Source organism: Neorhizobium sp. T7_12 (genome assembly GCF_002968535.1).
GTDB classification, from domain to species: domain Bacteria; phylum Pseudomonadota; class Alphaproteobacteria; order Rhizobiales; family Rhizobiaceae; genus Neorhizobium; species Neorhizobium tomejilense.
In genome coordinates this window covers 1,018,041-1,043,725 of sequence record NZ_PVBK01000001.1, presented here as the reverse complement: position 1 = coordinate 1,043,725, position 25,685 = coordinate 1,018,041, and the positions used below count along the sequence as shown (strand labels likewise).

Below are 25,685 nucleotides of genomic sequence, written 5' to 3'. Positions count from 1 at the left end.
ATTAGGCTCTCCTGCACCGAGAAGTCGAAGCTGCGGTTTTTCTTGAGAAATTCACTTTACAGGGGCCTGTCTCTGTCGCATCCATTCCAGCGGTTTTGAACTGTACGCGAGCATGCGCGTCAAGGAGGATCGATGGCCAAACAGAAAGTAGCAATGCTGACCGCAGGGGGCCTCGCGCCTTGCCTGTCTTCCGCCGTCGGCGGCCTGATTGAGCGCTACAACGACGTCGCGCCGGATATCGAGATGGTCGCCTACCGTTCCGGTTATCAGGGCGTTCTGCTCGGCGACCGCATCGAAATCACCAATGACATGCGCGAAAAGGCCCATCTGCTGCACCGCTACGGCGGCTCGCCGATCGGCAATAGCCGCGTCAAGCTCACCAATGCCGCAGACTGCGTCAAGCGCGGCCTCGTCAAGGAAGGGGAGAACCCGCTTCGCGTTGCCGCCGAGCGGTTGGCGGCCGATGGGATCACCATCCTCCACACGATCGGCGGCGACGACACCAACACGACGGCCGCCGACCTCGCAGCCTATCTCGGCGCCAATGGCTACGACCTGACCGTCGTCGGCCTGCCGAAGACCGTCGACAACGATATCGTGCCGATCCGCCAGTCGCTCGGCGCCTGGACGGCTGCCGAAGTCGGCGCCTCTTTCTTCGACAACGTTTCGAACGAGCAGAGTGCCGCTCCTCGCACATTTGTGATTCACGAAGTGATGGGACGTCACTGCGGCTGGCTTACCGCCGCGACTGCACGGGCCTATATTCAGAAGACCAAAGGCAACGAATATGTCGAGGGCTTCATGATGAACAGCGCGATGAAGAACATCGACGGTGTCTACCTGCCGGAGATGGCCTTCGACCTCGAAAAGGAGGCCGCACGCCTCAAGGACGTCATGGACAAGCGCGGTTTCGTAACCTTGTTCGTGTCGGAAGGTGCCGGTCTCGATACGATCGTCGCCGAACGGGAAGCGGCAGGCGAATCGATCAAGCGCGACGCGTTCGGCCATGTTAAGATTGACACGATCAATGTCGGCGGCTGGTTCCAGAAGCAGTTCGCGGCGCTGATCGGCGCCGATCGCTCCATGGTGCAGAAATCCGGCTACTTCGCCCGCTCGGCGCCGGCAAACGGCCAGGACCTGCGGCTCATCCAGGGCATGGTCGATCTCGCCGTCGAAAGCGCATTGAACAAGGTCTCGGGCGTGACCGGCCACGACGAGGATCAGGGCGGAAAACTGCGCACGATCGAATTTCCCAGAATCAAGGGTGGAAAACATTTCGATCTGACTGCAAAATGGTTCGGCGAAGTGATGGACCATATCGGCCAGCCCTTCGAAACGGCTTGAGACAAGAAAACTAGCGGGCGCCGCTCAACAGGCGTCCGGGAGGAAATGGAATGACGGCTGACATCTGGCTCGCTTTTGCTGCGACCGCGATCTTTCTCGCCCTCCTTCCGAGCCCTATCGCTTGTCTGACTGCCAGCTTCTCTCTCCAGCGCGGTCGCCGCACGGCGATCGCGACGGTCCCGGGGCTTGCCGTGGGAATGTCGGCGGCCCTGATCGTGGCGATGATCCCCATGGCCCTGATCGCCGTCTATCTTCCCAAGCTCATCGACGTGATCTCCTGGGCAGGGCTCGGTTATCTGATGCTCTATGTGATCTGGTCCTACCAGGATCCACGAATCTCCGGCCCGATTGCCGATAACGACAATCTTCCCGAATGTCGGGCAGCGCGGATCTTCGGATGCCTGTTCGGCAAATCCGCCTTCCGGGCGCGTTATGCCGTCGTTCTTGCAGCCGTGCTCGCCCAGTTCGTCGATCCCGACCGCTCCCTCCTGCCCCAGCTTCTCGAAATGCAGGCGACCTTCCTCATCTGCGCCGCGCTTGGAGCCGGGATTCACGTGCTTTTTCCGCGCCGCGTGCTCAACCGCAGGCGGCGGCCCGCCAATTTCAACTCCGCCTCACGCAAGCCCCAGACGCGCTTCATTTCGCGGCGCGCGGTCACAGCCGGCTATCGCCGGATCGCAGCCTGACGCTCGCCATCTTGTCGGACGCTGCCCAATAGGTTAATCAAAACACTCTTTTGGTGGCGTTTGGGCGGACTGGGGTAACCATTTTTCATGAAAGCGACCCAATGGCGATAATCCGATTCCTCGGCCGCGGGACGGTTGTGGCGTGCGCCGTTTCTTCGGTTCTGGCCGGATGTTCGAGTGTCGAGCGCGAGCAGAAGCTTGCAACGACACAGACGGTTGCCCCGACCAGCGGCCAGGCGACCGGACCTGCCCAGACGGCCTCCGCAGATGGCCAGACGACTATCCAGTACAGATCCGATCTCCCGTTAAACGGACAGGCTCAGACTGCAGGCCAGATGACCCCTCCGGGAGTTCAGGTCGCCTCGGTCGCCCAGACGGTCGGCACGCAGCCGACCGTGGCGCTCGCCAAGACCGCAAGACTTCCCGTTCCGGTGCCGGCCGCCGCCGATGCGATGTCCGTTCAGTCCGCCGCAATGGCATCGCCCATCATGGCGCCGCTCGTCGCTTTCGCCCCCGCGCCCGGGCCAGCGATGATGCCGCCGCCCGTTGCTCCGACCACATCGACGATTCTCGCGTCGACCCAGCCGGCGAACCTTGCCACGCCAAAGGGCGGACGCCTCGTGTCGCCGCCGATCGCACCGGCGGTCAGCGAAGGCAGGATCCAGCCGGCGGCAGCTCCGGCGATCGCGCTGGACGAACGGGAACTGACACCGGACATGGTCGCGCTTCAGACCGTCGTGCCGACCCCGCGCCCGGACACTGCGACGCTTGCCTATGCAGCGCAGCCGAGAGCCGTTGCCGCCTTGTCCGCCGTGGAATTCCCGCCGGCTCCCGGCGAGCCGATGCCGTCCACGGCCACCGGTGCGCCGCCGGAATTGAGCAAGCTCATCAAGCGCTATGCGGGCATGTACGGCGTGCCGGAATCGCTGGTGCACCGCGTCGTGCATCGGGAAAGCAAGTACGATCCCAAGGCCTATCACAAGAACGGCTACTGGGGCCTCATGCAGATCAAGTATTCGACCGCCAAGTCGATGGGCTACGAAGGCCCACCGGCCGGCCTGCTCGATGCCGAGACCAATCTCAAATACGCGATCAAATATCTGCGCGGCGCCTGGCTTGTCGCCGACAACAGAAACGACAACGCCATCAAGCTCTATGCGCGCGGCTATTATTACGACGCCAAACGCAAGAACATGCTGGACGTCCTCGAGAAATAGCCGGGCTGAAAGTGCCTTGATAGAAAATGTTCAGCGGCGCCTCAGGGCGCCGTTGTTGCTTTCACCACCTCGGCGACCAGCCGGGTCGGATCGTAACGGTTCCAGCTCGGCGTCAGCCCGAGCCGCACCACCACCAGATCGAGCGACGGGATGACCGTGATGGTCTGCCCATCATGCCCCTGCAGGAAAAACGCATCCGCCGGGATGTCCGGATTATTCTTGCCCGGCAGCCATGTCTGCATTTTCGAATAACGGCCGTTCGACGTGGCATTGGCCTGGTGCATCAGGGTGACGAAACCTTGCGGCAGGATCCGGTTGCCGTTCCACACGCCGTCCCGCGCAAGCAGCAGCCCGATCCGGGCCCAGTCGCGGGCGGTCGCATACATATACGAGCTGCCGACGAAGGTGCCTGCCGCATCGGTCTCCATGACGGCGCTTTCCATGCCGAGCGGGCCGAACAGCGCGTTGCGGGGATAGGACAGCGCCGCGGCCCTGTCGCCGATCCGGTCCATCCAGATTTTCGAGAGCATCACGGCCGTGCCGGAAGAATAACCGAACCGCGTGCCGGGGTCGGCCTCCAGCGGCTGGTCGGCCGCGAAGTTCGCCATGTCCGGCTCGATATAGAGCATGCGGGTGACATCCGCCACCGTGCCGTAGTTCTCGTTGAAGGCAAGCCCGCTTTCCATGGCGGCGAGGTCGGCAATCCGGATATCGCCGCGCTGGTTGCCCTGCCATTGCGGGAACAGGCCCTTGTCCTCCAGTGAGAGCTTTCCGTCTCGAATGAGCGTGCCGAGGATCGCAGCATTCACGGTCTTGGTCATCGACCAACCGAGCAGCGGCGTATCCTTGGAAAAACCGGTCGAATAGGTCTCGCCGACAATCCGTCCCCGCTTGACCACGACCACCGCCCGAAGGCCCGGACCGGCAAGACCCGCATCTGAAAGAAGCCGCACAACCGACGGATCGGATTCGACTTTTCCGCCTTCCGGCCAAAGCGCGGATGGATCGACTGACGTAACGGCAGGCACCGGAACGCCGGCAACAGCGGCCGGCGTACCGTCGGGGACCACGGCGCAGCCGAGCCCGTCGCGATAGACCGCGTCATTGCCGGCAAAAATGCCGAGCAGCGCGGCATGAACCCGTTTCTCCGTTCGATCGACGGAGACCCGCATCAATTTCAGAAGCGGGTGACCCGGAGCCTGCACGTCGACGGCGAGGACCTCGCTGCTGTCGCGGCCGGCAAGGAAGACGTTCGAGCAGACCATCTTGGCCGAATAGCCGCTTCCGACCCTCAGCAGTTCCGGCGGCGATGTATAGAGCCAGATCCCGAGCCCGATCAGGCCGACGACGATGACGCCGCAGAGGATTTTCACGAACCGCACCAACAACCGCATGCCTGCCTCCATTTCAAGGGCCGCATGCAATCAGGATTCTCGACGCCAAGGAAGGGGTTGTTCGGCCGCGTGGGGCCGATCGAGGGACTGGCCACAGGCGGCGTCATCAATCTGTAGCATGACAGGTTTACACGCGCTGAAACTCTGGACAAAGCGGGACTCGACCATGGCGGATATTGCACAGGAAGCCGGTTTTCGGAAAAACCAGAAGCTGAAGGACGCCCTTCTGCAGCATAAAGCTCTATCCCGGCAGGGTTTCTCAGAAAGGCTTTTCGGCCTCCTGTTCTCCGGTCTCGTCTATCCGCAGATCTGGGAAGACCCGGAAGTCGACATGACCGCCATGGAGCTTTCCGGCGAGCATTCGATCGTCACCATCGGTTCCGGCGGCTGCAACATGCTGGCCTATCTGTCCCGCTCGCCGAAGAAGATCGACGTCGTCGACCTGAACCCGCATCACGTCGCGCTGAACCGCCTGAAGCTCGCAGCCTTCCACCACCTGCCCGGCCATGGCGATGTCGTGCGCCACTTCGGCATGGACGGCATCCGTACCAACAGCAAGAGCTACGATGCGTTCATCGCGCCGAACCTCGATGCCGCGACCCGCGCCTACTGGGACAAGCGCACCCTCGCCGGCCGCCGCCGGATCGAAGTGTTCGACCGCAATATCTACAAGACAGGCCTGCTCGGCCGCTTCATCGGCGCCGGCCACCTGATCGCCCGCCTGCATGGCATCGACCTCACCCAAATGGCCGACGCCAAATCGTTGCGCGAACAGCGCCAGTTCTTCGACGATCGCATCGCTCCGCTGTTCGACAGGCCGCTGATCCGCTGGATCACCAGCCGCAAGAGTTCGCTGTTCGGCCTCGGCATTCCGCCGCAGCAATATGACGAGTTGGCGAGCCTCGCCTCGGACGGATCGATCGCGCCGGTCCTGCGCCAGCGCCTCGAAAAGCTCGCCTGCCATTTCCCGCTGCGCGACAACTATTTCGCCTGGCAGGCCTTTATGCGACGTTATCCGAAGCCGGAGGAAGGCACGCTGCCGACCTATCTCAAGGCTGAAAACTACCGCGCCATCCGCGACAATGCCGAGCGCGTCACGGTCCACCATGCCAGCTTCACGGAACTGCTGGCCCAGAAGTCCGCCGGTTCGGTCGATCGCTACGTCCTGCTCGACGCGCAGGATTGGATGACGGACGAGCAATTGAACGACGTCTGGTCGGAAATCAGCCGCACGGCCGCGCCCGGTGCCCGCGTGATCTTCCGCACGGCGGCCGAAAAGAGCGTGCTCGACGGTCGCCTTTCCCCGGCCCTTTTCGACCAGTGGTCCTATCTGGAAGAGCGCTCCAACGAACTCAACTTGGAAGACCGCTCGGCAATTTACGGCGGTTTCCACATCTATGTGAAAAAAGCCTGATGGCGACGGATATGGCGCGTAACTCCCTGCCGACTGGCCACGCCGAGCGCATGGACCGCATGTACCGGTATCAGCGCCATATCTACGACATCACCCGCAAATATTACCTTTTCGGCCGCGACCGGGCGATTGCAGGACTGAATGTCCCGCCGAATGCCTCGCTGCTCGAAGTCGGCTGCGGCACGGGCCGGAACCTCGCCCTCGCCCACCGGCAATATCCGGCGGCCAGGCTCTACGGCCTCGATATCTCCGCCGAGATGCTGGAAAGCGCCCGGGCCAATTTCCGCGGCAAGCCGATCGTCCCGGAATTTCGCGTCGCCGACGCCACCAATTTCACGGCGGAAGAGTTCGGTGCGACCGGCTTCGATCGCATCCTGATTTCCTACGCCTTGTCGATGATTCCCGACTGGGAAAAGGCGATCGATGCCGCGCTTGCGGCCTTGGCGCCGCATGGCTCCCTCCACATCGTCGATTTCGGCCAGCAGGAACGGCTGCCAAGCTGGTTCGGGCGGTTCCTGAAGGCCTGGCTCATGCGTTTCCACGTCACGCCGCGGCCAGACCTGCACGAAGTGCTGGAAAGCAAGCTAACTGCGGCCGATGCGGACATGATCTTCGAGGAGATCGGTCGGGGTTATGCCTGGCACGCTGTCATCCGCCGCCGCGGCTGAAGCGGTGGGCTCCCGCATCTCCGGCATGAAATCCTCTTGCCCTAACCGATTTTTTACGACGTTATGGTGAATATGGAGTTCATGCCTCCCTGTGTTGCGTCGAACGGGGCAAGAGGCTTCCACGTCGACACCACACGGGATGTTCATGCCTCGGCTCCTTCTGGCCCTCTTTGCCACCGCGCTCCTTGCCACGGGATGCACATCCTCAAGCTATGACCTGATGGAAACGTCATCGGTCAAGAAGATGCGGTTCAAGGACAGTGACCCGCAGGATTTCGGCAAAACCCACCCTGGGCTCCACGAGGTCCACGGCATCGACGTCTCCAAGTGGAACGGCACCGATATCGACTGGCCCGCCGTGAAAAAATCCGGCATCGCCTTCGTCTTCATCAAGGCGACGGAAGGCAAGGATCGCATCGACCCGACCTTCGAACTGAACTGGCGGGGCGCCGCATCTGCCGGCATTCCCTATGCCCCCTACCACTTCTATTATTTCTGCTCGACAGCCGACGAACAGGCCGACTGGTTCATCAACAATGTCCCGAAGGACGCGGTGAAGCTGCCGCCGGTCCTCGACATGGAATGGAACCATTCCTCGCCGACCTGCAAGACCCGCCCCGATCCCGAGACCGTGCGCGCCTCCATGCAGCGCTTCATGGACCGCGTCGAGGCCCATTACGGCAAGCGGCCGATCATCTATACGTCGGTGGACTTCCACCGGGACAATCTGGTCGGCGCCTTCAGCAACTACCACTTCTGGCTCCGCGCCGTGGCGCAGCATCCGACCAGGATCTACCCGGATCGCCGCTGGGCTTTCTGGCAGTATACCTCGACGGGCGTCGTGCCGGGCATCAAGGGCGAGATGGATATCAATGTCTTTGCCGGCACCTCCAAGAACTGGCACAACTGGGTTGCGGCAGTCTCAAAGTAAACCCCGTGCACCCGACGAAACAGGTGTCTGGCAATGTGTGAGCAGTTGCGATAAAAACTGCGCCAACACGGCTGCCGTCCACGTTTCGGTCACAAAATTTTCCGAGATCGGACGGCGCTTACTCAGATTCTAGGAACGCCGAATGTCCGCTCGCTTTGCCCGCCGCCTCGCCCTTGCCTCCGTCATCACCAGTTGCCTTGCCTCCACCGCCCTCGCCCAGGCCCCGGCTATCGCCTGCGGCGGCGATCTCGGCGCTTTCCTCGACGGCGTCAAGGCGGAAGCCATTTCCAAGGGCGCCTCGGCAAGCGCGGTAGACGAAGCGCTCGCCGGCGCCCAGATCGACCAGAAAGTCTTGTCCCGCGACCGGGCTCAGGGCGTCTTCCGCCAGACCTTCCTCGAATTTTCGCAGCGCACCGTCAGCCAGGCACGCCTCGACATCGGCCGCCAGAAAATCAAGCAGTATGGGGAGGTCTTCGCCCGCGCGGAGAAGGAATTCGGCGTGGCGCCCGGCGTCATCACCGCCTTCTGGGGAATGGAGACCGATTTCGGCGCCGTGCAGGGCGATTTCAACACCCGCAACGCACTGGTGACGCTCGCGCACGACTGCCGTCGCCCGCAGCTTTTCCGCCCGCAGTTGATCGCCCTGATCGAGATGGTCCAGCACGGCGACCTCAATCCGTCCACCAACACGGGCGCATGGGCCGGCGAAATCGGCCAGGTGCAGATGCTCCCCGAGGATATTATCGCCCACGGCGTCGATGGTGACGGCGACGGCCATATCAACGTCAAGGCCAGTTCCCCCGACGCTATCCTCACGGCCGCAAAATTCATCCAGAGCATGGGCTTCAAGCCTGGCCAGCCGTGGATCCAGGAAGTGACGCTGCCGGAGAACCTCCCCTGGGACAGGTCCGGCCTCGGCAACGAGGTCCCGGCCAGCGAATGGTTCAAGCTGGGCGTCACGCCGCGCGACGGCGTGACCAACTTCGGCAACCTGCCCGCAGCCCTCATCCTTCCGCAGGGCCGCAAGGGACCGGCTTTCCTAACCTATCCAAACTTCAGCATCTATCTGGAATGGAACCAGTCGTTCATCTACACGACCTCGGCCGCCTATTTCGCGACCCGGCTTTCGGGTGCTCCGACCTATCTGAAGGGCACGCCGGACCAGGGCCTGGACGACACCGGCATGAAGGCGCTGCAGACCAAGCTGGAAGCGCTCGGCCACAATATCGGCAAGGTCGACGGCATCCTCGGGTCGGGCACGCGCCAGGCCGTCCAGAAGGAACAGGCGCGCCTCGGTCAGCCGGCCGACGGCTGGCCGACCCAGACCCTGCTCTCCGCGCTCTGAAATACAGCCGCCGTCCGACCGAAATCGGGTGGCGGTTCGCGGAACAAAGGGATATCCCCTGACCTTGACCGTGAGGGGGATTTTGCATGACAAGCGCCGCCATTCCGAAGCCCAGCGCCACCGCCTGGGCCCTGATCCTGCTGCTCGGGGCGATCTGGGGCGGATCCTTCTTCTTCGCGCGCGTCGCAGTCGTGGAAGTGCCGCCCTTCACCCTCGTCTTCTTGCGCCTGTTCCTGGCAGCAGCGGCGCTGCACATCTATCTGCACGGCCGGTTCGGGCTCTATGCGACGCTTAGAATCCACTGGCGGTCCTTCCTGGTCATGGGCTTCATCAACAACGCCCTTCCCCATACGCTGATCTTCTTCGGCCAGACCGAGATCGGCGCCGGCCTCGCTTCGATCCTCAACGCGACCACGCCGATCTGGACGGTGCTGATCGCCAATCGCTGGACCGCCGACGAAAAACTGACACCGGCAAAAATCGCCGGCTGCCTTGCGGGTCTTGCCGGGACAGCCGTGCTGATCGGTCCGGGCGTCACGGCGGCGGCGTCCGCGCCGCTCTGGGCGCTGATCCTGCCGATTCTTGCGGCGATCTCCTACGGAGTGGCCGGCACCTATGGCAAACGTTTCCGCGGCCTGCCAGCGCCGGTCAGCGCCACCGGACAACTCACGGCCTCCAGCCTGATGATGCTGCCCGTGTCGCTGCTCGCCGACCAGCCCTGGGCGCTGCCCGCCCCGTCGACGCATGCCGTCCTTGCAATCCTCGCCTTGGCGCTCCTGTCGACCGCCTTCGCCTATCTCCTCTATTTCCGTATCCTTGGGATGGCCGGCGCGACGAATGCCTCTCTGGTCACACTCGTCGTGCCTCCGAGCGCGATCCTCCTCGGCGCGCTTTTCCTCGGCGAAAGACTGGAGGCAACCGACCTCATCGGCATGCTGCTGATCGGTTTCGGCCTGGTCCTGCTCGACGGAAGGCTCCTTCGCAAGCGCAGCAATTCGCCGTCCGGCGCGTCGTAACGGATCGAAACCATCACGGAATATGTCAGAAGTTAACAGCCGTACACGGCTTTTTAACTCTGCGGAAATTAAGATTAACGGATGCTTTACCGATAAAAATCAGTGGCTTACGAGATCCGTGCAGGGATAAGGTGAACAGGCGGACGGCGCTGCAGCATAGAAATACGCTTCCCAACCGGCACAAAACCGACATAAAGTCTGCCCGTCAACGCAAGGAGGCAGACATGGGACGTACATACTCTCTCAATGTCTTGGTAGTCAGTGCAGCGTTTGTGTTTGTGGCATCCATGCTCTTCATTTGAGCGCCACCAGTTCCACTACCAGTTCAAGATATCGCATCCAAGACCGTTTGATAATCAGCACTTCCGGTGAAAACGCATGCTCCTTTCGTAGGAGCATGCGTTTTTTTCATTGCGCTCAGGCAGCGGCGATCCGCGGCGTGCGGATCTGCCGGCGGCCAAGCCGCTGAAGGACGGCGGAGACGAGCGGTGCCCGGTTCATCGTGTAGATGTGGAAGTCGCCAAGGCCGCGGCGGATCAGATCTTCGATCTGTTCGGCGGCGATGTCGGCAGCCACGCTGGCGCGATCCTCGGGCTTGTCGTCCAGCCCTTCGAAACGGGCATCCAGGAAAGACGGAACCGAGGAACCGCAGCGTCCGGCGAAACGCTTGAGCTGGGTCAGGTTCTGGATCGGCATGATGCCCGGCACGATCGGGATTGCGATGCCGGCGGCGCGGACCTTTTCGAGGTAACGTTCAAAAACGTCGTTGTCGAAGAAGAACTGGGTCAGTGCCCGGGCGGCGCCGGCATCCGCCTTGCGCTTGAGCATTTCGATGTCTGCGCCAAGATCGGCGCTTTCCGGATGTTTTTCGGGATAGGCGGAGACGGAAATGTCGAAGCCACCGAGTTCCGTCAGGCCGCGCACCAGCTCCGCGGCATTGGCATAACCCTGCGGATGTGGGCGATAGTCGGTGCCGACACCGCTCGCCGGATCGCCACGCAGGGCGACGATGTGGCGGATACCGGCGGCGCGGTACTCGCCGACGACGGAATGGGTTTCTTCGCGCGTGGCATCGACGCAGGTCAGATGTGCGGCGGTCGCAAGCGAGGTCTCGCCAACCAGGTGGCGCACCGTGTTGATCGTCGGCGCCTTGGTCGAACCGCCCGCACCATAGGTGACCGAAACGAACCTCGGATCCCAGAGCGCCAGTTCATCGACCGTATCCCAGAGCTGGCCCTCCATCTCTTCCGACTTCGGCGGAAAGAATTCGAAGGAAACGCTGAAAGTTTCGCTATCGGCGGTCATTGGTTCAGCTCCCTTAAAGGACGGTTTGCGATTGGGCGGATGCATGATGGGCGGCGATCAGCAGGCGGCGGTCGCGGGCGAGCCAGACAGTGGCCGTGAGCCCGCCTTCCTTGCCGGAGCCAAGATCGATCGCCTGCTCGACTTCGAGGCCGACCTTCTCGAGCCACTCAGCCATCACCTGATGGGAGAAGCCGAGACGCACATGGGCGTGGTCATTGCGCAGGTATTCGAGCGTATGCGGTGCGAGATCGACGATCAGCAGGCGGCCGCCCGGACGCAGCACGCGGGCTGCCTCGGCAATCGCCAGTTCCGGCTGGTCGAGGAAGTGCAGCACCTGGTGAACGGTGATCAGGTCGAAATCCTGGCCTTCGAGCGGCAGGTTGAGAATGTCGCCATGCCGGACGGATGCCTTGACGATACCGGCCTTGTCGAGATTGGAGCGGGCGACCGAGAGCATGTCGCGGCTCGCGTCGATGCCAACGGCGCGACGGTAGATGTTGGACAGAAGCTGGAGGATCCAGCCGGTGCCGGTGCCGAGATCGAGAAGCGCGTCGACGGGCGCCGGGCCGATCAGCTTGAGCAGCGCCGATTCGACTGCCGCGTCGCTGATATGCAGGCGGCGAAGCTCGTCCCATTCGGATGCGTTGCGCGTGAAATAGGCTTGCGCACGTTCGGCACGCAGACGCTTGACCGTCGTCAGCCGCTCGCTGTCCCTGAGCAGGACCGGATCCTCCTCCGAGGAGGCGGCGAGCAGCGTTCTCACCAGCGTTGCCGCCTTGCCTTCCTGCTTCAGCCGGAAATAGGCCCAGGCGCCTTCCTGATAGCGGTCGATCAGCGCCTCTTCGGCAAGCAGCTTCAGATGCCGCGAAATGCGCGGCTGCGATTGGCCCAGGATTTCGGTAAGATCGGTGACGGTGAGATCCCCGGCAGCGAGAAGCGCAAGCAGGCGGAAGCGCGTCGGCTCGCCGGCTGTTTTCAGTACGTCCACCAGGGTGTCGAGCGCCAATCCCATTCAGCCGCATCCTTACGCAATCAAGATATAAAGATATGTTTATATCGTTTTGCCGTTCTATGCAAGCGGCAACTGATGGATCCGACGAGGTCGCCTGAAACGCAGAAGGCGGCCGAAGCCGCCCTCTCAAGTTCTGTTTGTGCCGGGAAGATCAGAATTCTTCCCACTCGTCGGCGGAGTGCGCAAGGGCGGTATTTCCGCGGGAAACCGGAGCGCGCGCCGGCATCGGACGGCTCGGTGCAGCGGCAACCGGGCGCGAGGCCGGAGCCGCCGGCGCGCGCATGCGGCTCGCCGTCTCGCGAAGCTGGCCCGAGGCGCTGCTGCCGAGCTGGAAGTGCGAGAGGAGATCGCTGAGCTTGCCGCTCTCCTGGGCAAGGCCGGCGCCGGCGGCGTTCATCTCTTCGACCATCGCGGCATTCTGCTGAGTCGACTGGTCCATGTGGTTGACGGCGGTGTTGACCTGCGCAAGGCCGACCGACTGTTCCTGTGCCGCGATTGCGATCGCATCCATGTGACCGTTGACGGTCTGGACCAGTTGCTCGATGACGCTGAGCCCCTCGCCCGTCTCGCTGACGAGCTTGACGCCTTCGCTGACGGCAACCGCCGAGTTGGAGATCAGCGACTTAATTTCCTTGGCGGCGTTTGCCGAGCGCTGGGCGAGTTCGCGGACTTCCTGGGCGACGACCGCAAAGCCCTTGCCGGCTTCACCGGCCCGCGCCGCTTCCACGCCGGCGTTCAGCGCCAGCAGGTTGGTCTGGAAAGCGATCTCGTCGATCACGCCGATGATGTTGGAGATCTGGCTGGACGACTTCTCGATCCGCTCCATGGCAGCAACCGCGTTGCGGACGACCTGGCCCGAATGGTCCGCGCGGGTCCGCGCGTCGCGGACGACGTCGCGGGCCTCGCCGGTGCGCTTGGAGGTCGAAACGACGTTGGCGGTGATCTCTTCGAGTGCTGCCGCCGTTTCTTCCAGCGAAGCAGCCTGCTGCTCGGTGCGCTTGGACAGGTTGTCGGACGCGTCGGAGATTTCCCTCGAACCGCTGGTGACGGTGGAAACCGAATTGCCGACGCTCAGCAGCGCGTCGCGCAGCTGGCGGACCGAGGTATTGAAGTCGTGGCGCAGGCCTTCGAACTGCGGCGCCAAAGCTTCGTTCACTTCGCAAAGCATGTCGCCGGCGGCAAGACGGCGAAGGTTGGCGGCGAGCGCACCGGTAGCCTGGGTCAACTTCGCCTCGGTATCCGCCTCGCTCTGGCGCTGCATTTCGATGCGCTCGGCTTCCGAGCGACGACGGGTGGCTTCCGCCTCGGTTTCCAACTCAAGATTGCGGATAGCGGCTTCGCGGAAAACCCCGACCGAACGGGCCATCGCGCCGATTTCATCCTTGCGATCGGCGTAGGGGATCGCCTCCTCGGTATTGCCGGAGGCAAGGCTTGCCATACGGTCGCCGACCCGACGAATTGATTTGGATAGCTGGCGAGCGATCCCGACTGACAGGGCAATGGCGGCGATGACAAACGCGCCAAGCAGCGTCAGCGACGTCAACAATGAATTGTAGGAATTGCCAAGCTTGGAAGTGGCTTGTGCGTGGACGCTTGCCGCGGTTTCAACCAACAATTGGCCGACGAAGTCGCGACGCGATGCCATTGCTCGGGTCCAGTTATCCAGATCGGCAGGAGCAGGCGTGAAGGCCGTATTCTTCGCCATTTCCTCGATCCTTTGCTGAACCAATCGACCTGGGGCCGACTGCATGAAAGTGTCCAGCTGGCCAACAATCGCAGGATTTACGAACTCGCGCACGAGCTGACCGTAGATTCGGATCTGGGTCGTTGCGGCACCAAAGCGAGCAAACTCTTCAAGTGAAAGCGTACCGTTCTTGGTATATTGCATACCGATCCGGTTAAGGACGAGAAAACCTTCATTATACTGCAGCAGGGCGCCGTAGCCGGTTACTCCCTGCTGGAGATCGCGATCCTCCATGATATTGCCGGTTCGCGCGGTCAGCTGGATGGAAGATGCGGAAAGCGGCTGCAGATAGAGAAGCGGCACCATCGCCTCGATGGGTCCAGCGTCCACCTTGCCGCGGAACTCCGAAATCTTGGCGTATCGTTCGTCGAGAGTGCGTTTGATGTCGGTCAAGAGCGTGTCCGCATAGCCGGCACTGACCACTTCGTTGTAGCCTGAAACGATCGCCTTGTAGGCCTCATCGGTCTTCTGGCGCATCTGGCTGCGCTGATCGGGCGAAGCTGCACTTTCAACCGGCAAGGCAAGCATCAGCCGTCCACTCGCCCCAGCCAGACGTTCAAGGGCCGCCGCGCCGGAGAGCTTTTGATAAGCGCCGTAGCTATTCAACGTGACGAACGCGCCGAGCCCAATCACGGCCAAGAGCGGAACGGAAGCAAGAAGCGTCAACGATGTACGGAAAGGCAGACGTTCGATCAAACGCAGCATGAAAAACCCTTTGAAGCGGGCCGTCATCATGACAGCGTCAAGACCCACGCGGACATGGTCTCCCTGGGCGAAAATGCGCTGGCAATCTTTGCAATTGTCTTTATCGGGCTACGTCAAAAATACCCATAATTTTGGGGGTTCGAATTTTAGCCTTTATTAATCTTGCATAAAACGAAAACCCCGGAAGAGCCGGGGTTTTGAATTAGGTGAAGCTAAAAAAGATTAACGCGTCAGACGCTTGTGAGCCTGACTGCCCGGGTTGAGGGCGTCGGGGCCGAGTCGGCGGACCTTGTCCTGCTCATAGTCCTCGAAATTGCCTTCGAACCATTCCACGTGGCCGTCGCCTTCGAAGGCAAGGATATGCGTCGCCAGACGGTCGAGGAACATGCGATCGTGGCTGATGATGATGGCGCAGCCGGCAAAGTTCTCCAGCGCGCTTTCGAGCGCCCCCAGCGTTTCCGTGTCGAGGTCGTTGGTCGGTTCGTCGAGGAGGAGAACGTTGCCGCCGGCCTTCAGCATCTTGGCAAGGTGAACGCGGTTGCGCTGACCACCCGAGAGGTTGCCGACCTTCTGCTGCTGATCGCCGCCCTTGAAGTTGAAGGCGCCGCAATAGGCACGGGAGTTCATGTCGAACTTGCCGAGCTTGATGATTTCGGCGCCGCCCGAGATTTCTTCCCAGACGGTCTTGTTGCCGTCCAGCGCATCACGGCTCTGGTCGACGTAACCGAGGTGGACGGTCTCGCCGACCCGGATCGAACCGGCATCCGGTGTTTCCTGGCCGGTGATCATCCGGAACAGCGTCGTCTTGCCGGCGCCGTTCGGACCGATGATGCCGACGATGCCGCCCGGCGGCAGCTTGATCGACAGGTCGTTGATCAGCGTGCGGCCTTCAAAGCCCTTGGTGATGCCTTCCATCTCGATGACCACCTGGCCGAGACGCTCGCTGACCGGGATGATGATCTGCGCATCGCCGGGACGCTGCTTGTCGGCGGCCTCCACCAGCTGTTCGTAGGACTTGATACGCGCCTTGGATTTGGCCTGACGGGCCTTCGGGCTGGAAGCGATCCATTCCTGTTCGCGGCTGATTGCCTTCTGGCGGCCGGCCTCTTCCCGGTTTTCCTGCTGCATGCGCTTGGCTTTTGCGAGCAGGTAGGCCGAGTAATTGCCTTCGTACGGGATGCCGCGGCCGCGGTCGAGCTCGAGAATCCAGCCGGTGACGTTGTCGAGGAAGTAGCGATCGTGGGTGATCATCATCACGGCGCCCGGATAGTCGCGCAGGTGCTTTTCGAGCCAGGCGATGGTTTCGGCGTCCAGATGGTTGGTCGGTTCGTCGAGCAGCAGCAGGTCCGGCTGCGACAGCAGGAGACGGCAGAGAGCCACGCGGCGGCGTTCACCGCCCGACAGGCTGGTGACTTCCGAATCGCGCGGCGGGCAGCGCAGCGCTTCCATGGCCATCTCGACCTGGCTTTCCAGATCCCATAGGTTCTGGCTGTCGATGACGTCCTGGAGCTTGGCGCCCTCGTCGGCGGTCTCGTCGGAATAGTTCATCATCAGTTCGTTGTAACGGTCGAGGACGGCCGTTTTCTTGGCGACGCCTTCCATGACGTTCTCGAAAACCGTCTTGGACTCATCGAGATGCGGTTCCTGTTCGAGATAGCCGACGGTCGCGCCTTCTGCGAGCCAGGCTTCGCCGGTATATTCCTTGTCCTGACCGGCAATGATGCGCAGCACGGTCGACTTACCGGCACCGTTCGGGCCGAGGATACCGATCTTGGCATCCGGGTAGAAAGACAGATTGACGTTCTCAAGGATTTTCTTGGCGCCGTAGGACTTGTTGAGTCCCGACATGTGATAGATGAACTGACGTGCCATGGATAAAAGTGCTCCGGGGGGAATTTCGGTTTGCCGCTATGTAGGCGAATTGGTGGCCGGGAGCAATGCGCGAACGGTCGAGGGAGCGAGGATGTTCGACGAAACGAGGCGGTTTAAGAGCCCGACGGGCGCAAACCTTGCCTATCATTACCAACCGGCGGCGGAGCCGGGCCTCGCCATCCTGCTGATCTCTCACGGGCTTGCGGAGCATTCCAGGCGCTACAGGGCTTTCGCCGAGGCCATGGCCGGCCACGGCTTCCACGTCTATGCCTTCGATCATCGCGGTCACGGCGAAACGACGGTTCCGGACGCACCGATCGGCCGCTTTGCCCGGCACGACGGCGTCGGCCTGGTGCTCGCGGACGTTAAAACCATGCGCGACGTGGCGGCGGATGCCCATCCCGGCCTGCCGGCCCTGCTCTTCGGCCATTCCATGGGCGGCCTGATCGCGCTCAATGCCGCCGTAGACCATCCCGACAGCTTTGATGCCGTCGCGGTCTGGAATTCCAATTTCCACCCCGGCCCGGCTGGCCGCGCCGCGCAGGTGATCCTGCGCATCGAAAAAGCCCTGAAAGGCTCCGACGTGCCAAGCGGGCTTCTGCCGAAACTCACCTTCGGAGCCTGGGGCAAGTCTATTCCCGGCCACCGTACGGAATTCGACTGGCTGAGCCATGACCGGGATGTCGTCGACGCCTATATCGCCGATCCCTTGTGCGGTTTCGATGCCAGCGTCTCGCTGTGGCTCGATCTTTTCGAGCTCACTTTTCGCGCGCCGAAACTCGTTGATCGGCTGGCGAAAACCCTGCCTATCCACCTGATCGGCGGCGCCGAGGACCCGGCGACCAATGGCGGCCGCGAAATCCTGTGGCTGTCCGAGCATTTGAAGCGCAACGGCTTTTCCGACGTCACCACCAAGATCTGGCCGGGCACCCGCCACGAAACGCTGAACGATACTGTGCGGGCTCGCGCCACGGCCGAATTCGCCGCCTGGGCCCGCGCCGCCCTGCCCGTCCCGGCGCCGGCGATCTGAATCGACAGTCCATATAAAACGGCCCTTCATATCAAACGGAATGAGTTCATGACATTTAATCAAGTGCTTCCGGAACCGGTCCCGGCTATAGGAAATCCATGAATTCGTCGCCCGCAAGCCTTGTCGCATCAGCCCCGAACCGGATCGTCAACGGCCTCGGCCTGATGATCGTCGCGATGCTGATCGCGCCCTTTATCGACATCTTTTCCAAACTTGCCACCGATACCGCATCGCCCACCTTCATCACTGCCGCCCGCTTCGTTTTCCAGGCGCTCTGCATGCTGCCGATCGTGCTCTGGAATGGATACTGGCGGACGTTCTCCTGGCAGCTAAGCGTCTTCCATGCGATCCGCGCGACCCTCATCACTGTCTCCATGGTCTGCTTCGTGGCGACGCTGGCAGTCATGGAAGTGGCCGATGCGATCGCCATCTTCTTCGTCGAGCCGATCATCCTGACGGTGCTTTCCAGCATCTTCCTCAAGGAGACCATCGGCTGGCGGCGTTATACCGCCTGCGCGGCCGGCTTCGTCGGCGCCATGATCGTCATCCGCCCGAGCTTCCAGGAGATCGGTTTCGTGGCGCTGCTGCCGATCGTCACCGCCTTCTGCGTGGCGATCTTCGCGATCCTGACCCGGGCGCTGGCGCATCGCGAAGATCCCTGGTCGATGCAGTTCCAGATGGCGCTCTGGGGAATTCCGATCTCGGCCATATTGCTCTTTGTCGGCGACCGGACCGGCATCGCCTTCCTGACGCCCTCCATGCTGGACTGGACGACCCTGCTGTGGCTCGCGGGCGTCGGCGCCTTCGCAGCCCTGTCGGGCATCCTGGCCGTCTACGCCTATCGGGCCGCGCCCGCATCAGTGATCGCGCCGCTGCAATATTTCGAGATCGTTTCGGCGACCCTGTTCGGCTGGCTGGTCTTCGGCGACTTCCCCGATCCGGTCAAATGGCTCGGCATTTCGGTCATCATCGGCTCCGGCCTCTACATCATCTGGCGGGAACGCCGTGTCGCCTCCATGAAGCCGGTAACCAGCGCCGCCAAATCAACCGTGACCCCGTGACATGACCCAGACCCCTAAAAAACCGCCGCTTACCGGCATCCGCGTCATCGAACTCGCCCGTGTGCTTGCCGGTCCCTGGGCCGGCCAGATGCTGGCGGACATGGGCGCCGACGTCATCAAGGTGGAAAATCCCGATGGCGGCGACGATACCCGCGCCTGGGGTCCTCCCTTCGTCAAGAGCAAGGACGGCGAGAACCTGTCGGCCGCCTATTACCACTCCACCAACCGCGGCAAACGCTCGATCGCCGTGGACCTCAAGACCGAGGAAGGCCAGGACATCGTCCGCCGGCTAGCCGCAACCGCCGACGTGCTGATCGAGAATTTCAAGCTCGGCGGCCTCGTCAAATACGGGCTCGACTACGAGAGCCTGAAAAAGATCAATCCGAAGCTGATCTATTGCTCGATCACCGGCTTCGGCCAGAACGGCCCCTACGCCAATCTCGCCGGCTACGATTACATCGTCCAGGGCATGTCGGGCTTCATGTCGATCACCGGCGAGCCGGACGGCCAGCCGATGAAGGCGGGCGTCGCGATCGCCGACATCTTCACCGGCATCTATGCGGTGACCGCCATCCAGGGCGCGCTGATCCATGCGATGAAGACCGGCGAAGGCCAGCATGTCGACATGGCGCTGCTCGACGTCCAGGCCGGCATCCTCGCCAACCAGAACATGAACTACCTGGTTTCCGGCGAGGCACCGGTGCGGCTCGGCAATGCTCATCCGAATATCAGCCCCTACGAGGTCCTGGCCACCGAAGACGGCCACCTGATCCTCGCCGTCGGCAATGACGGCCAGTTCCGCCGCCTCTGCCGCATCCTCGGCATCGACGGGATGGCCGACGACGAGCGTTTCGCCACCAACAAGGCGCGCGTCGCCAACCGCGTCGAAGTGCGCCGGCTGATCCTCGCGCAGACGTCGAAATGGAAGAAGGCCGAGCTGCTCGCCGCCTGCGGTGACAATGCCGTGCCGGCCGGGCCGATCAATTCGATCGCCGAAATGTTCAACGATCCGCAGGTCAAGGAGCGCGGGCTCCGAATCGATCTGGAAGCGGCAGACGGCACCGTCATCCCGGGCGTGCGTAGCCCGATCGTGCTGTCGGAAACGCCGCTTGCCTATCACCGGCCGAGCCCGGCGCTCGGCGAACATACCGCAGACGTGCTGGCGCAACTCGATCAAATCGAAAAAGAGGGGAGAGAAAAATGAACACCGTCATGAAGACCGGAGGGCAGCTCATCGTCGAGGCGCTGAAGGCGAACGGCGTCAAGCGCATCTCCTGCGTACCCGGAGAAAGCTATCTCGCCGTGCTCGACGCGCTGTATGAAAGCGGGATCGAGATCCTCGTCTGCCGCCAGGAAGGCGGTGCCGCGATGATGGCCGACAGCTGGGGGCGCCTCAGCGGCGAACCCGGCATCTGCATGGTGACCCGCGGCCCCGGCGCCACCAACGCGTCGGCCGGCCTTCACATCGCCAGGCAGGATTCCATTCCGATGATCCTCTTCGTCGGCCAGATCGGCCGCGACATGAAGGAACGCGAGGCCTTCCAGGAAGTCGAATACCGCCGCGCCTTTACGGAATTCGCCAAATGGGTCGGCGAGATCGACGACGCCCGCCGCATTCCGGAATTCGTCACCCGCGCGTTTGCCGTCGCCACCTCCGGCCGCCCCGGTCCGGTCGTGCTGACGCTGCCGGAAGACATGCTGGTCGAAGAGGTCGAGGCGCCCGAAGCCCGTGCCTACATGCCGGTCGAAAGCCATCCCGGCAAAAACCAGATCGCCGCATTCGAAACCATGCTCAAGAACGCCGAGCGTCCGATGTTCATCCTCGGTGGCACCCGCTGGAGCGAGCAGGCGGTTGCCGATTTCCAGGATTTCGCCAGCCGCTTCAAGGTGCCCGTAGGCTGCTCCTTCCGTCGCCAGATGCTGTTCGATCACCTGCACCCGTCCTATGCGGGCGATGTCGGCATCGGCATCAATCCGGCGCTCGCCAAGGCGGTCAAGGAGGCCGACCTGCTGGTGCTGATCGGCAGCCGCATGTCGGAAATGCCCTCCTCCAGCTACACGCTGATCGACATCCCCTACCCGAAGCAGAAGCTCGTCCACGTCTTCCCGGATCCGGAAGAACTCGGGCGCATGTACCGGCCCGACCTTCCGATCTGCGCCGCCCCTTCGGAATTCGTCGCCGCCCTGAAGGACCTCGATCCGCCGGCCGCCCCGCTCTGGACCGAACGGAAATCGGCGCTGCACGACTCCTACCTCAAGTGGTCGACGCCACCGGAGGCCGGCCCCGGCCCGGTCAGGATGGGGCCGATCATGCAGTGGATCGAGGAGAACGTGCCCGACGACGCGATCTTCACCAACGGCGCCGGCAATTACGCCACCTGGCTGCACCGTTTCCACCGCTTCCGCAAATACAACACCCAGTCCGCCCCGACCTCCGGCTCGATGGGCTACGGCCTCCCCGCCGCGGTTGCCGCAAAACAGCTGTTTCCCGAACGCGAAGTCGTCTGCTTTGCCGGCGACGGCTGTTTCATGATGCATGGCCAGGAATTCATCACCGCCGTCCGCTATGGACTGCCGATCATCACGGTGCTCGTCAACAACGGCATCTACGGCACGATCCGCATGCACCAGGAGCGGGAGTATCCGGGCCGCGTCAGCGCTACCGACCTCGTCAACCCGGATTTCGTCGCCTATGCCAAGGCCTTCGGCGGACACGGGGAGCTGGTCGAGAAGACGGAAGAGTTCGGCCCTGCCTATGAACGGGCGCGCGCCAGCGGCAAACCCTCGATCATCGAGGTCAGGCTCGATCCGGAAGCGATCACGCCAGCAAGGACGCTGACCCAGATCCGCGAAAAGGCCTGAACGGGAAAAGCCGGCCTATCAGAACGATAGGCCGGCTTTCTGAATCAATATCGCAGCGATCAGATCGCAGCCGTAACGATGAACTCGACCTTGTATTTCGGCGCAGCGAGCTTGGCTTCGCTGGTGGCGCGGGCCGGCGGGTTGGCCGGATCGATCCAGGCTTCCCAGACGGCGTTCATCTCGCCGAAATAGGCGATGTCTGAGAGATAGATGATCGTCTGCAGGATCTTCGACTTGTCGGAACCGGCAGCCGCCAGCAGGCGGTCGACTTCGGCGAGCGCGTCCTTGCACTGGTCGGTGACACTCTCGCCTTCGCCGACCTGACCGGCCAGATAGACGGTGTTGCCGTGGACGACGGCGCCGCTCATGCGGGCGGCCGGCTCGATGCGCTGGATGCTCATGGAATTCTCCTCAAAAAAATTGAGCTTCGGGAAAAGACCCCGCGCAATAGGCACGAGGCCGCGGAAAATCTTCAGCCGCGCAGATGCTGGCTCTTTTCGTAGATCGCTGTCGAACGGGCGCCGGACCGGCAGAAACCGAGCATCGGGCGCGGGAATTCGTCGAGTGCATCGACCATCGCCTTGACGCCCTGTTCGTCGACGCCCATGCGGCCGACCGGGATGTGGCTGATGTCGAGGCCGAGTTCCTTGGCGCGAGCTTCGATCTCGGCGAAATGCGGCTGGCCCGGCTCTTCGTCGTCAGGACGATGGCAGACGACCGACTTGAACCCCATGGCCTTGATCTGATCGAGATCCTCGACGGTGATCTGGCCGGTGACGGAATACTCATCGTTGATCTGGCGGATATCCATGGCTTGAGCCCTCCGTTCTGATTGAGGCGCCAGCATTACGACGGTGCCGCCCGGGCGTCAATCGGGCGACGGCCGCTGGACGGCAGGTCTCAGACGAAGCAGAAGCGCAGTCCGTATTCGACGCTTTCGCCGGGCTTGACGAAGCCCAGTTCTCCGTTTGCCGCCAGTTCCTGGCGGCTTGCCAGGCGATGTGAAACCGGCTCTATCCCAAGCACATGCGCCGGCGCCTTCTGGTTTCGCCAGACCTGCAGATGCGGAAGCGTATCGGTCCTGAATTTCACCTTCAGCGTCAGTCCGCCGATTGCCGCGATCGGGCCGAGCGCGATCTCGGCCCACTGCTCGCCCTCGACGGCCGCCGGGACGCAGAATATGCCGCCGGTCTCGCCTCCGAAGGTCCAGGGGAAACCGCCGTTGTCGAGCATCGCGCCGCTCAGCCGGACCCGGTCGTCGAACAGCCAGGCGCCGATATTCATGTGGTACATATGCACCCGCGCAAACGGCTTCGAGCCGGTATTGGTGACCTTGTCCGACAGGCTCACCTCCCCCGTCGCCCCGTCGATCCGCCAATGGCGTTCGAGGAGGGCCGTCTCGCCGGTCGCGAGGGTCAGCGGCACGCGGGCACGGCACTCCGCATCCGGCCCCTGCGCATCCCAAAACAGGATTTCGGCGGGGTGGGAGGAGAAGGATCCGTGCAGCGGATATTTCCGGCCGTCAGAGGCGCCCTCGATCGCCTCGGGGTGACGAATATGGTCCGGCCCGCAGGTGAAGAGAAAGCCTTCGAGCGAGTGATCGATTCGCGGATCTCCGTCGTCCGGAATGGCCCGGCCCGGAGCAAGGTCCACATCGCCGACAAAACAGCCTCCGATATCGAGAACGGAGCTCTGGTCCAGTAAAATCCTCGGTCCGTTGGCGGCGGAAAAAGCCTTCATAATCATTCCCTTCACGGTTTCGTCAAAACTTCTAACCGATCGTGAAGTGAATTTAACGGTGCGTTCATGACGAATTCACTTTTTCCACACTACGGTCAAATTTAACTTGTCTGTGGCGACAGGCGAACGGGCGGGAACCAATGTCCGATTTCCCGATTACGTTTAAGTAGGAAACAAGGAAGTCGGTGACATCGTGAAGCGGCTATTTTTCGCATGCGCAAGTCTGGTGATCTTGACCGCGGCACAGGGAATTCCCTCCGCCGAGGCGCAGAACCGCTACGGCCGCTATCCTTCGGAAACGATGCTCGTCGCTCCCGACGGTTCGATCCTGGACTATGAACCGGATCGCCGTGACGTCATCATCAGCCGAGACGGCATGGGGCGCCGCGTCCTCATCGACCATTTCGGCAATGTCGTCGCGACCGAAATCCGCGGGGAAACCTATCGCCCCAACCGGAGGCAGGAATATCCGCCGGTGCCGGGCGGTTACCGGTCGCTGCGCGATTCGGGCGGTTACCAGCAGGGTGCAGGCGGTTATCGCGACTACCGCGAGTATCGGCCGGGCGAACCAGGCGCCGTTACCGGCGGCATCCCAGGGCCAGGCTCGGTCAGCCGCATGCCACTGGATGACCAGGCCCTCCCCGACGACGATTTGGGCTATCCGCAGGAGGCTTCGATCGAACCGGACCAGCGGCCGGCGGAAACGCTTCTGCCGCAGAAGCCGATCATTACCGTCACCAAGAAGCCGCAGGCCCAGATCGCAGCACTTCAGGTCTTCCTGGACCGCGAAGGCATCTCGCCCGGCGTGATCGACGGCCATCTCGGCGACAACGTCAACAAGGCGATCGCCGCCTGGCAGGAAATGACCGGTGAGACGCTCGATCCGAACAATTCCGAAGACATCATGCAGCGGCTGACCTATTCGGGCGGCCTGCCGATCGTCGACTACACGATCACCCCGGCCGATGCCGCCGGTCCCTATGTCGCGTCGATCCCGGAAGACTATGCCCACAAGTCGCAGCTGCCGGCCATGTCCTATATGTCCGTGACGGAGAAGCTCGCCGAGCAGTTCCACATGGACGAGAACTATCTGAAGGCGCTCAATCCCGGCGTCGATTTCACCATCCCCGGCTCGACCATCAAGGTGATCAATCCCGGCCAGCCGAAGGCCGGTCAGGTCACCCGCATTCTCGCCGACAAGGCCAGGAAACAGGTCTTCGCCTACGGCGCGGACGGGCGCCTGATCGCCGCCTATCCGGCCACCATCGGCTCCACCGACACGCCTTCGCCGACTGGAACCCATACGGTCGAACGCATCGCGCTCGATCCCGGTTACACCTACAATCCGAAGATCAATTTCAAGCAAGGCAATAACGACCAGATCCTGCAGATCCCGCCAGGCCCGAACGGCCCGGTCGGTACGGTCTGGATTGCACTCTCGAAGCCCACATACGGCATCCACGGCACGCCGGAACCTTCCAAGATCGGCAAGACCAACAGCCACGGCTGCGTCCGCCTGACCAACTGGGACGCAAGGGAACTTGCCAAGATGGTCAAGCCAGGCACGACGGTAGAATTCACCGAGTAAGATCCCGGCACAACCTATCAGCCGTCGGCACCCGCTGCCGAAGGCTTTTTGTTTGCCTGGCAATCTGGCTTCAGCCAAAAGACGCCCTAGTTTTTCGCGAGAAAAATGTACATCGGCGGTGGATGGAATGAACTTCCCAACGAGACTCAAAGGCGCCCTGTCCCTCCTCTTCGGACGCGGCGACGATAGAGCTGTCTGCTCCTTTTGCGGTGAAAACCGCCGTACTGTCGAGATGATCATTGCCGGTCCGGCAGCCACGGCGATCTGCAATCGTTGCATCTGCGTCTGTAACCAGGTCATGCTTGAAAATTCCGGCCCACCTGGTTTCCGTCGCCATGCCGAAAAAGATCATGAAAAGACGATCGCGATACCGCTCGCCCATGACGAAGTCCTGCTGGGTGCTCCCGAACGTATCGCGCTCGAGCAGATGCTGCACGTCCTCGTCGCGTCGCTTCCGCAAAGCAGACTGATCGGCTGGAGCTATATGCATTCGGAAGATCGATTCGACCTGCTGACAGTCGAGATCCTGACGACGTCCGGAATGCAGCCGAATGAAATCAGCAGCCTCGCCCAGCAGAACTGGCGTCAGATGCGCGACCGATTCGTCGCCGCGCGCAGCGTTCCGGCCAATCTGGAAGAGCCCGAACTGATCGGAACGGCAGCCGCAGCTACCCAAGCGGCCAGCGCATATGCAAAGGCGGTCGGCTCTTTCGAACCAACCGCCTCTTAATCCACGTCTTGGAATGAACAC

Annotated in this window: 22 protein-coding genes; 14 read left to right on the top strand and 8 right to left on the bottom strand. The window is 62.3% G+C overall.

Annotated features, from left to right (window positions below; all coding sequences use genetic code 11):
• The first annotated feature begins 132 nt into the window (after positions 1-132).
• The 3 genes from C5J26_RS05160 (at position 133) to C5J26_RS05150 (ending at position 3,247) form a co-directional block, all read left to right on the top strand.
• Positions 133-1,344 carry a pyrophosphate--fructose-6-phosphate 1-phosphotransferase gene (locus C5J26_RS05160; RefSeq protein WP_105400767.1) on the top strand — a complete coding sequence of 404 codons (1,212 nt, stop codon included), beginning with the start codon at positions 133-135 and terminating at the stop codon, positions 1,342-1,344.
• Positions 1,345-1,394: 50 nt separating this feature from the next.
• Positions 1,395-2,030 carry a LysE family translocator gene (locus tag C5J26_RS05155; protein WP_105400766.1) on the top strand — a complete coding sequence of 212 codons (636 nt, stop codon included), beginning with the start codon at positions 1,395-1,397 and terminating at the stop codon, positions 2,028-2,030.
• Positions 2,031-2,131: 101 nt separating this feature from the next.
• Positions 2,132-3,247, top strand: coding sequence for a transglycosylase SLT domain-containing protein (locus tag C5J26_RS05150; protein WP_245441079.1), 1,116 nt, complete (start codon positions 2,132-2,134; stop codon positions 3,245-3,247).
• Between the two features lie 41 nt (positions 3,248-3,288).
• Here the strand turns inward: C5J26_RS05150 and C5J26_RS05145 are convergent, their stop codons facing one another.
• Positions 3,289-4,641 carry a serine hydrolase gene (locus C5J26_RS05145; RefSeq protein WP_105400968.1) on the bottom strand — a complete coding sequence of 451 codons (1,353 nt, stop codon included), beginning with the start codon at positions 4,639-4,641 and terminating at the stop codon, positions 3,289-3,291.
• Positions 4,642-4,807: 166 nt separating this feature from the next.
• Between C5J26_RS05145 and C5J26_RS05140 the strand changes: the two genes are divergently transcribed.
• From C5J26_RS05140 to C5J26_RS05120, 5 genes are all read left to right on the top strand, one after another.
• Positions 4,808-6,055, top strand: a complete 1,248-nt coding sequence (locus C5J26_RS05140) for a DUF3419 family protein (RefSeq protein WP_105400765.1) — start codon at positions 4,808-4,810, stop codon at positions 6,053-6,055.
• 11 nt (positions 6,056-6,066) lie between these two features.
• On the top strand, positions 6,067-6,723 hold the full coding sequence (locus C5J26_RS05135; protein WP_245441077.1) for a class I SAM-dependent methyltransferase: 657 nt from the start codon (positions 6,067-6,069) through the stop codon (positions 6,721-6,723).
• A gap of 145 nt (positions 6,724-6,868) precedes the next feature.
• The gene (locus C5J26_RS05130) at positions 6,869-7,654 is read left to right on the top strand and encodes a GH25 family lysozyme (protein ID WP_105400967.1); all 786 of its coding nucleotides are present in this window, start codon (positions 6,869-6,871) and stop codon (positions 7,652-7,654) included.
• A 142-nt stretch (positions 7,655-7,796) separates the two neighbouring features.
• Positions 7,797-8,999, top strand: coding sequence for a lytic murein transglycosylase (locus tag C5J26_RS05125; RefSeq protein WP_105400763.1), 1,203 nt, complete (start codon positions 7,797-7,799; stop codon positions 8,997-8,999).
• 86 nt (positions 9,000-9,085) lie between these two features.
• Positions 9,086-10,015, top strand: coding sequence for a DMT family transporter (locus C5J26_RS05120; protein ID WP_105400762.1), 930 nt, complete (start codon positions 9,086-9,088; stop codon positions 10,013-10,015).
• A gap of 417 nt (positions 10,016-10,432) precedes the next feature.
• Here the strand turns inward: C5J26_RS05120 and metF are convergent, their stop codons facing one another.
• The 4 genes from metF to ettA all read right to left on the bottom strand — a co-directional run bounded on the left by metF (position 10,433) and on the right by ettA (position 16,653).
• On the bottom strand, positions 10,433-11,320 hold the full coding sequence (gene metF / locus C5J26_RS05115; RefSeq protein ID WP_105400761.1) for a methylenetetrahydrofolate reductase [NAD(P)H]: 888 nt from the start codon (positions 11,318-11,320) through the stop codon (positions 10,433-10,435).
• A gap of 13 nt (positions 11,321-11,333) precedes the next feature.
• Positions 11,334-12,332 carry a metalloregulator ArsR/SmtB family transcription factor gene (locus tag C5J26_RS05110; protein WP_046667564.1) on the bottom strand — a complete coding sequence of 333 codons (999 nt, stop codon included), beginning with the start codon at positions 12,330-12,332 and terminating at the stop codon, positions 11,334-11,336.
• A 151-nt stretch (positions 12,333-12,483) separates the two neighbouring features.
• Positions 12,484-14,781, bottom strand: a complete 2,298-nt coding sequence (locus C5J26_RS05105) for a methyl-accepting chemotaxis protein (RefSeq protein WP_105400966.1) — start codon at positions 14,779-14,781, stop codon at positions 12,484-12,486.
• A gap of 222 nt (positions 14,782-15,003) precedes the next feature.
• The gene (gene ettA, locus C5J26_RS05100; protein WP_105400760.1) at positions 15,004-16,653 is read right to left on the bottom strand and encodes an energy-dependent translational throttle protein EttA; all 1,650 of its coding nucleotides are present in this window, start codon (positions 16,651-16,653) and stop codon (positions 15,004-15,006) included.
• 91 nt (positions 16,654-16,744) lie between these two features.
• Here ettA and C5J26_RS05095 point away from each other — a divergent pair, with 91 nt between their 5' ends.
• The 4 genes from C5J26_RS05095 (at position 16,745) to C5J26_RS05080 (ending at position 21,606) form a co-directional block, all read left to right on the top strand.
• Positions 16,745-17,683 (top strand): alpha/beta fold hydrolase, encoded by a 939-nt coding sequence (locus tag C5J26_RS05095; protein ID WP_105400759.1) that lies wholly within the window; start codon positions 16,745-16,747, stop codon positions 17,681-17,683.
• 98 nt (positions 17,684-17,781) lie between these two features.
• On the top strand, positions 17,782-18,744 hold the full coding sequence (locus C5J26_RS05090; RefSeq protein ID WP_105400758.1) for a DMT family transporter: 963 nt from the start codon (positions 17,782-17,784) through the stop codon (positions 18,742-18,744).
• Position 18,745: 1 nt separating this feature from the next.
• Positions 18,746-19,948, top strand: a complete 1,203-nt coding sequence (locus C5J26_RS05085) for a CaiB/BaiF CoA-transferase family protein (protein ID WP_105400757.1) — start codon at positions 18,746-18,748, stop codon at positions 19,946-19,948.
• On the top strand, positions 19,945-21,606 hold the full coding sequence (locus C5J26_RS05080) for a thiamine pyrophosphate-binding protein (RefSeq protein WP_105400756.1): 1,662 nt from the start codon (positions 19,945-19,947) through the stop codon (positions 21,604-21,606). Before C5J26_RS05085 ends, C5J26_RS05080 begins: the two co-directional genes overlap by 4 nt.
• Before the next feature lie 59 nt (positions 21,607-21,665).
• On the opposite strand, the gene C5J26_RS05075 is transcribed toward C5J26_RS05080, so the two are convergent.
• The 3 genes from C5J26_RS05075 to C5J26_RS05065 all read right to left on the bottom strand — a co-directional run bounded on the left by C5J26_RS05075 (position 21,666) and on the right by C5J26_RS05065 (position 23,346).
• Entirely contained in the window at positions 21,666-22,007 is a 342-nt protein-coding gene (locus tag C5J26_RS05075) for a RidA family protein (RefSeq protein WP_046607449.1), read from the bottom strand.
• Between the two features lie 71 nt (positions 22,008-22,078).
• Positions 22,079-22,417, bottom strand: a complete 339-nt coding sequence (locus C5J26_RS05070) for a TIGR01244 family sulfur transferase (protein WP_046633474.1) — start codon at positions 22,415-22,417, stop codon at positions 22,079-22,081.
• An 89-nt stretch (positions 22,418-22,506) separates the two neighbouring features.
• The gene (locus tag C5J26_RS05065; RefSeq protein ID WP_105400755.1) at positions 22,507-23,346 is read right to left on the bottom strand and encodes a DUF4432 family protein; all 840 of its coding nucleotides are present in this window, start codon (positions 23,344-23,346) and stop codon (positions 22,507-22,509) included.
• 193 nt (positions 23,347-23,539) lie between these two features.
• On the opposite strand from C5J26_RS05065, the gene C5J26_RS05060 reads away from it, so the two are divergent.
• Together C5J26_RS05060 and C5J26_RS05055 are read left to right on the top strand one after the other, a co-directional pair.
• Positions 23,540-24,934 (top strand): L,D-transpeptidase, encoded by a 1,395-nt coding sequence (locus C5J26_RS05060; protein ID WP_371681885.1) that lies wholly within the window; start codon positions 23,540-23,542, stop codon positions 24,932-24,934.
• A gap of 52 nt (positions 24,935-24,986) precedes the next feature.
• Positions 24,987-25,664 (top strand): ClpX C4-type zinc finger protein, encoded by a 678-nt coding sequence (locus C5J26_RS05055; protein WP_172723834.1) that lies wholly within the window; start codon positions 24,987-24,989, stop codon positions 25,662-25,664.
• Positions 25,665-25,685: the final 21 nt, after the last annotated feature.

What these genes read in the sequence shown, in the direction of transcription:
- C5J26_RS05090 (WP_105400758.1), top strand. Translation starts at nt 17,782, where the DNA reads ATGAATTCGTCGCCCGCAAGCCTTGTCGCATCAGCCCCGAACCGGATC.
- C5J26_RS05135 (WP_245441077.1), top strand. Translation starts at nt 6,067, where the DNA reads ATGGCGCGTAACTCCCTGCCGACTGGCCACGCCGAGCGCATGGACCGC.
- ettA (WP_105400760.1), bottom strand. Translation starts at nt 16,653, where the DNA reads ATGGCACGTCAGTTCATCTATCACATGTCGGGACTCAACAAGTCCTAC.
- C5J26_RS05155 (WP_105400766.1), top strand. Translation starts at nt 1,395, where the DNA reads ATGACGGCTGACATCTGGCTCGCTTTTGCTGCGACCGCGATCTTTCTC.
- C5J26_RS05085 (WP_105400757.1), top strand. Translation starts at nt 18,746, where the DNA reads ATGACCCAGACCCCTAAAAAACCGCCGCTTACCGGCATCCGCGTCATC.
- C5J26_RS05110 (WP_046667564.1), bottom strand. Translation starts at nt 12,332, where the DNA reads ATGGGATTGGCGCTCGACACCCTGGTGGACGTACTGAAAACAGCCGGC.
- C5J26_RS05080 (WP_105400756.1), top strand. Translation starts at nt 19,945, where the DNA reads ATGAACACCGTCATGAAGACCGGAGGGCAGCTCATCGTCGAGGCGCTG.
- C5J26_RS05125 (WP_105400763.1), top strand. Translation starts at nt 7,797, where the DNA reads ATGTCCGCTCGCTTTGCCCGCCGCCTCGCCCTTGCCTCCGTCATCACC.
- C5J26_RS05120 (WP_105400762.1), top strand. Translation starts at nt 9,086, where the DNA reads ATGACAAGCGCCGCCATTCCGAAGCCCAGCGCCACCGCCTGGGCCCTG.
- C5J26_RS05095 (WP_105400759.1), top strand. Translation starts at nt 16,745, where the DNA reads ATGTTCGACGAAACGAGGCGGTTTAAGAGCCCGACGGGCGCAAACCTT.
- C5J26_RS05140 (WP_105400765.1), top strand. Translation starts at nt 4,808, where the DNA reads ATGGCGGATATTGCACAGGAAGCCGGTTTTCGGAAAAACCAGAAGCTG.
- C5J26_RS05145 (WP_105400968.1), bottom strand. Translation starts at nt 4,641, where the DNA reads ATGCGGTTGTTGGTGCGGTTCGTGAAAATCCTCTGCGGCGTCATCGTC.
- C5J26_RS05075 (WP_046607449.1), bottom strand. Translation starts at nt 22,007, where the DNA reads ATGAGCATCCAGCGCATCGAGCCGGCCGCCCGCATGAGCGGCGCCGTC.
- C5J26_RS05070 (WP_046633474.1), bottom strand. Translation starts at nt 22,417, where the DNA reads ATGGATATCCGCCAGATCAACGATGAGTATTCCGTCACCGGCCAGATC.
- C5J26_RS05160 (WP_105400767.1), top strand. Translation starts at nt 133, where the DNA reads ATGGCCAAACAGAAAGTAGCAATGCTGACCGCAGGGGGCCTCGCGCCT.
- metF (WP_105400761.1), bottom strand. Translation starts at nt 11,320, where the DNA reads ATGACCGCCGATAGCGAAACTTTCAGCGTTTCCTTCGAATTCTTTCCG.
- C5J26_RS05150 (WP_245441079.1), top strand. Translation starts at nt 2,132, where the DNA reads ATGGCGATAATCCGATTCCTCGGCCGCGGGACGGTTGTGGCGTGCGCC.
- C5J26_RS05105 (WP_105400966.1), bottom strand. Translation starts at nt 14,781, where the DNA reads ATGCTGCGTTTGATCGAACGTCTGCCTTTCCGTACATCGTTGACGCTT.
- C5J26_RS05130 (WP_105400967.1), top strand. Translation starts at nt 6,869, where the DNA reads ATGCCTCGGCTCCTTCTGGCCCTCTTTGCCACCGCGCTCCTTGCCACG.
- C5J26_RS05065 (WP_105400755.1), bottom strand. Translation starts at nt 23,346, where the DNA reads ATGAAGGCTTTTTCCGCCGCCAACGGACCGAGGATTTTACTGGACCAG.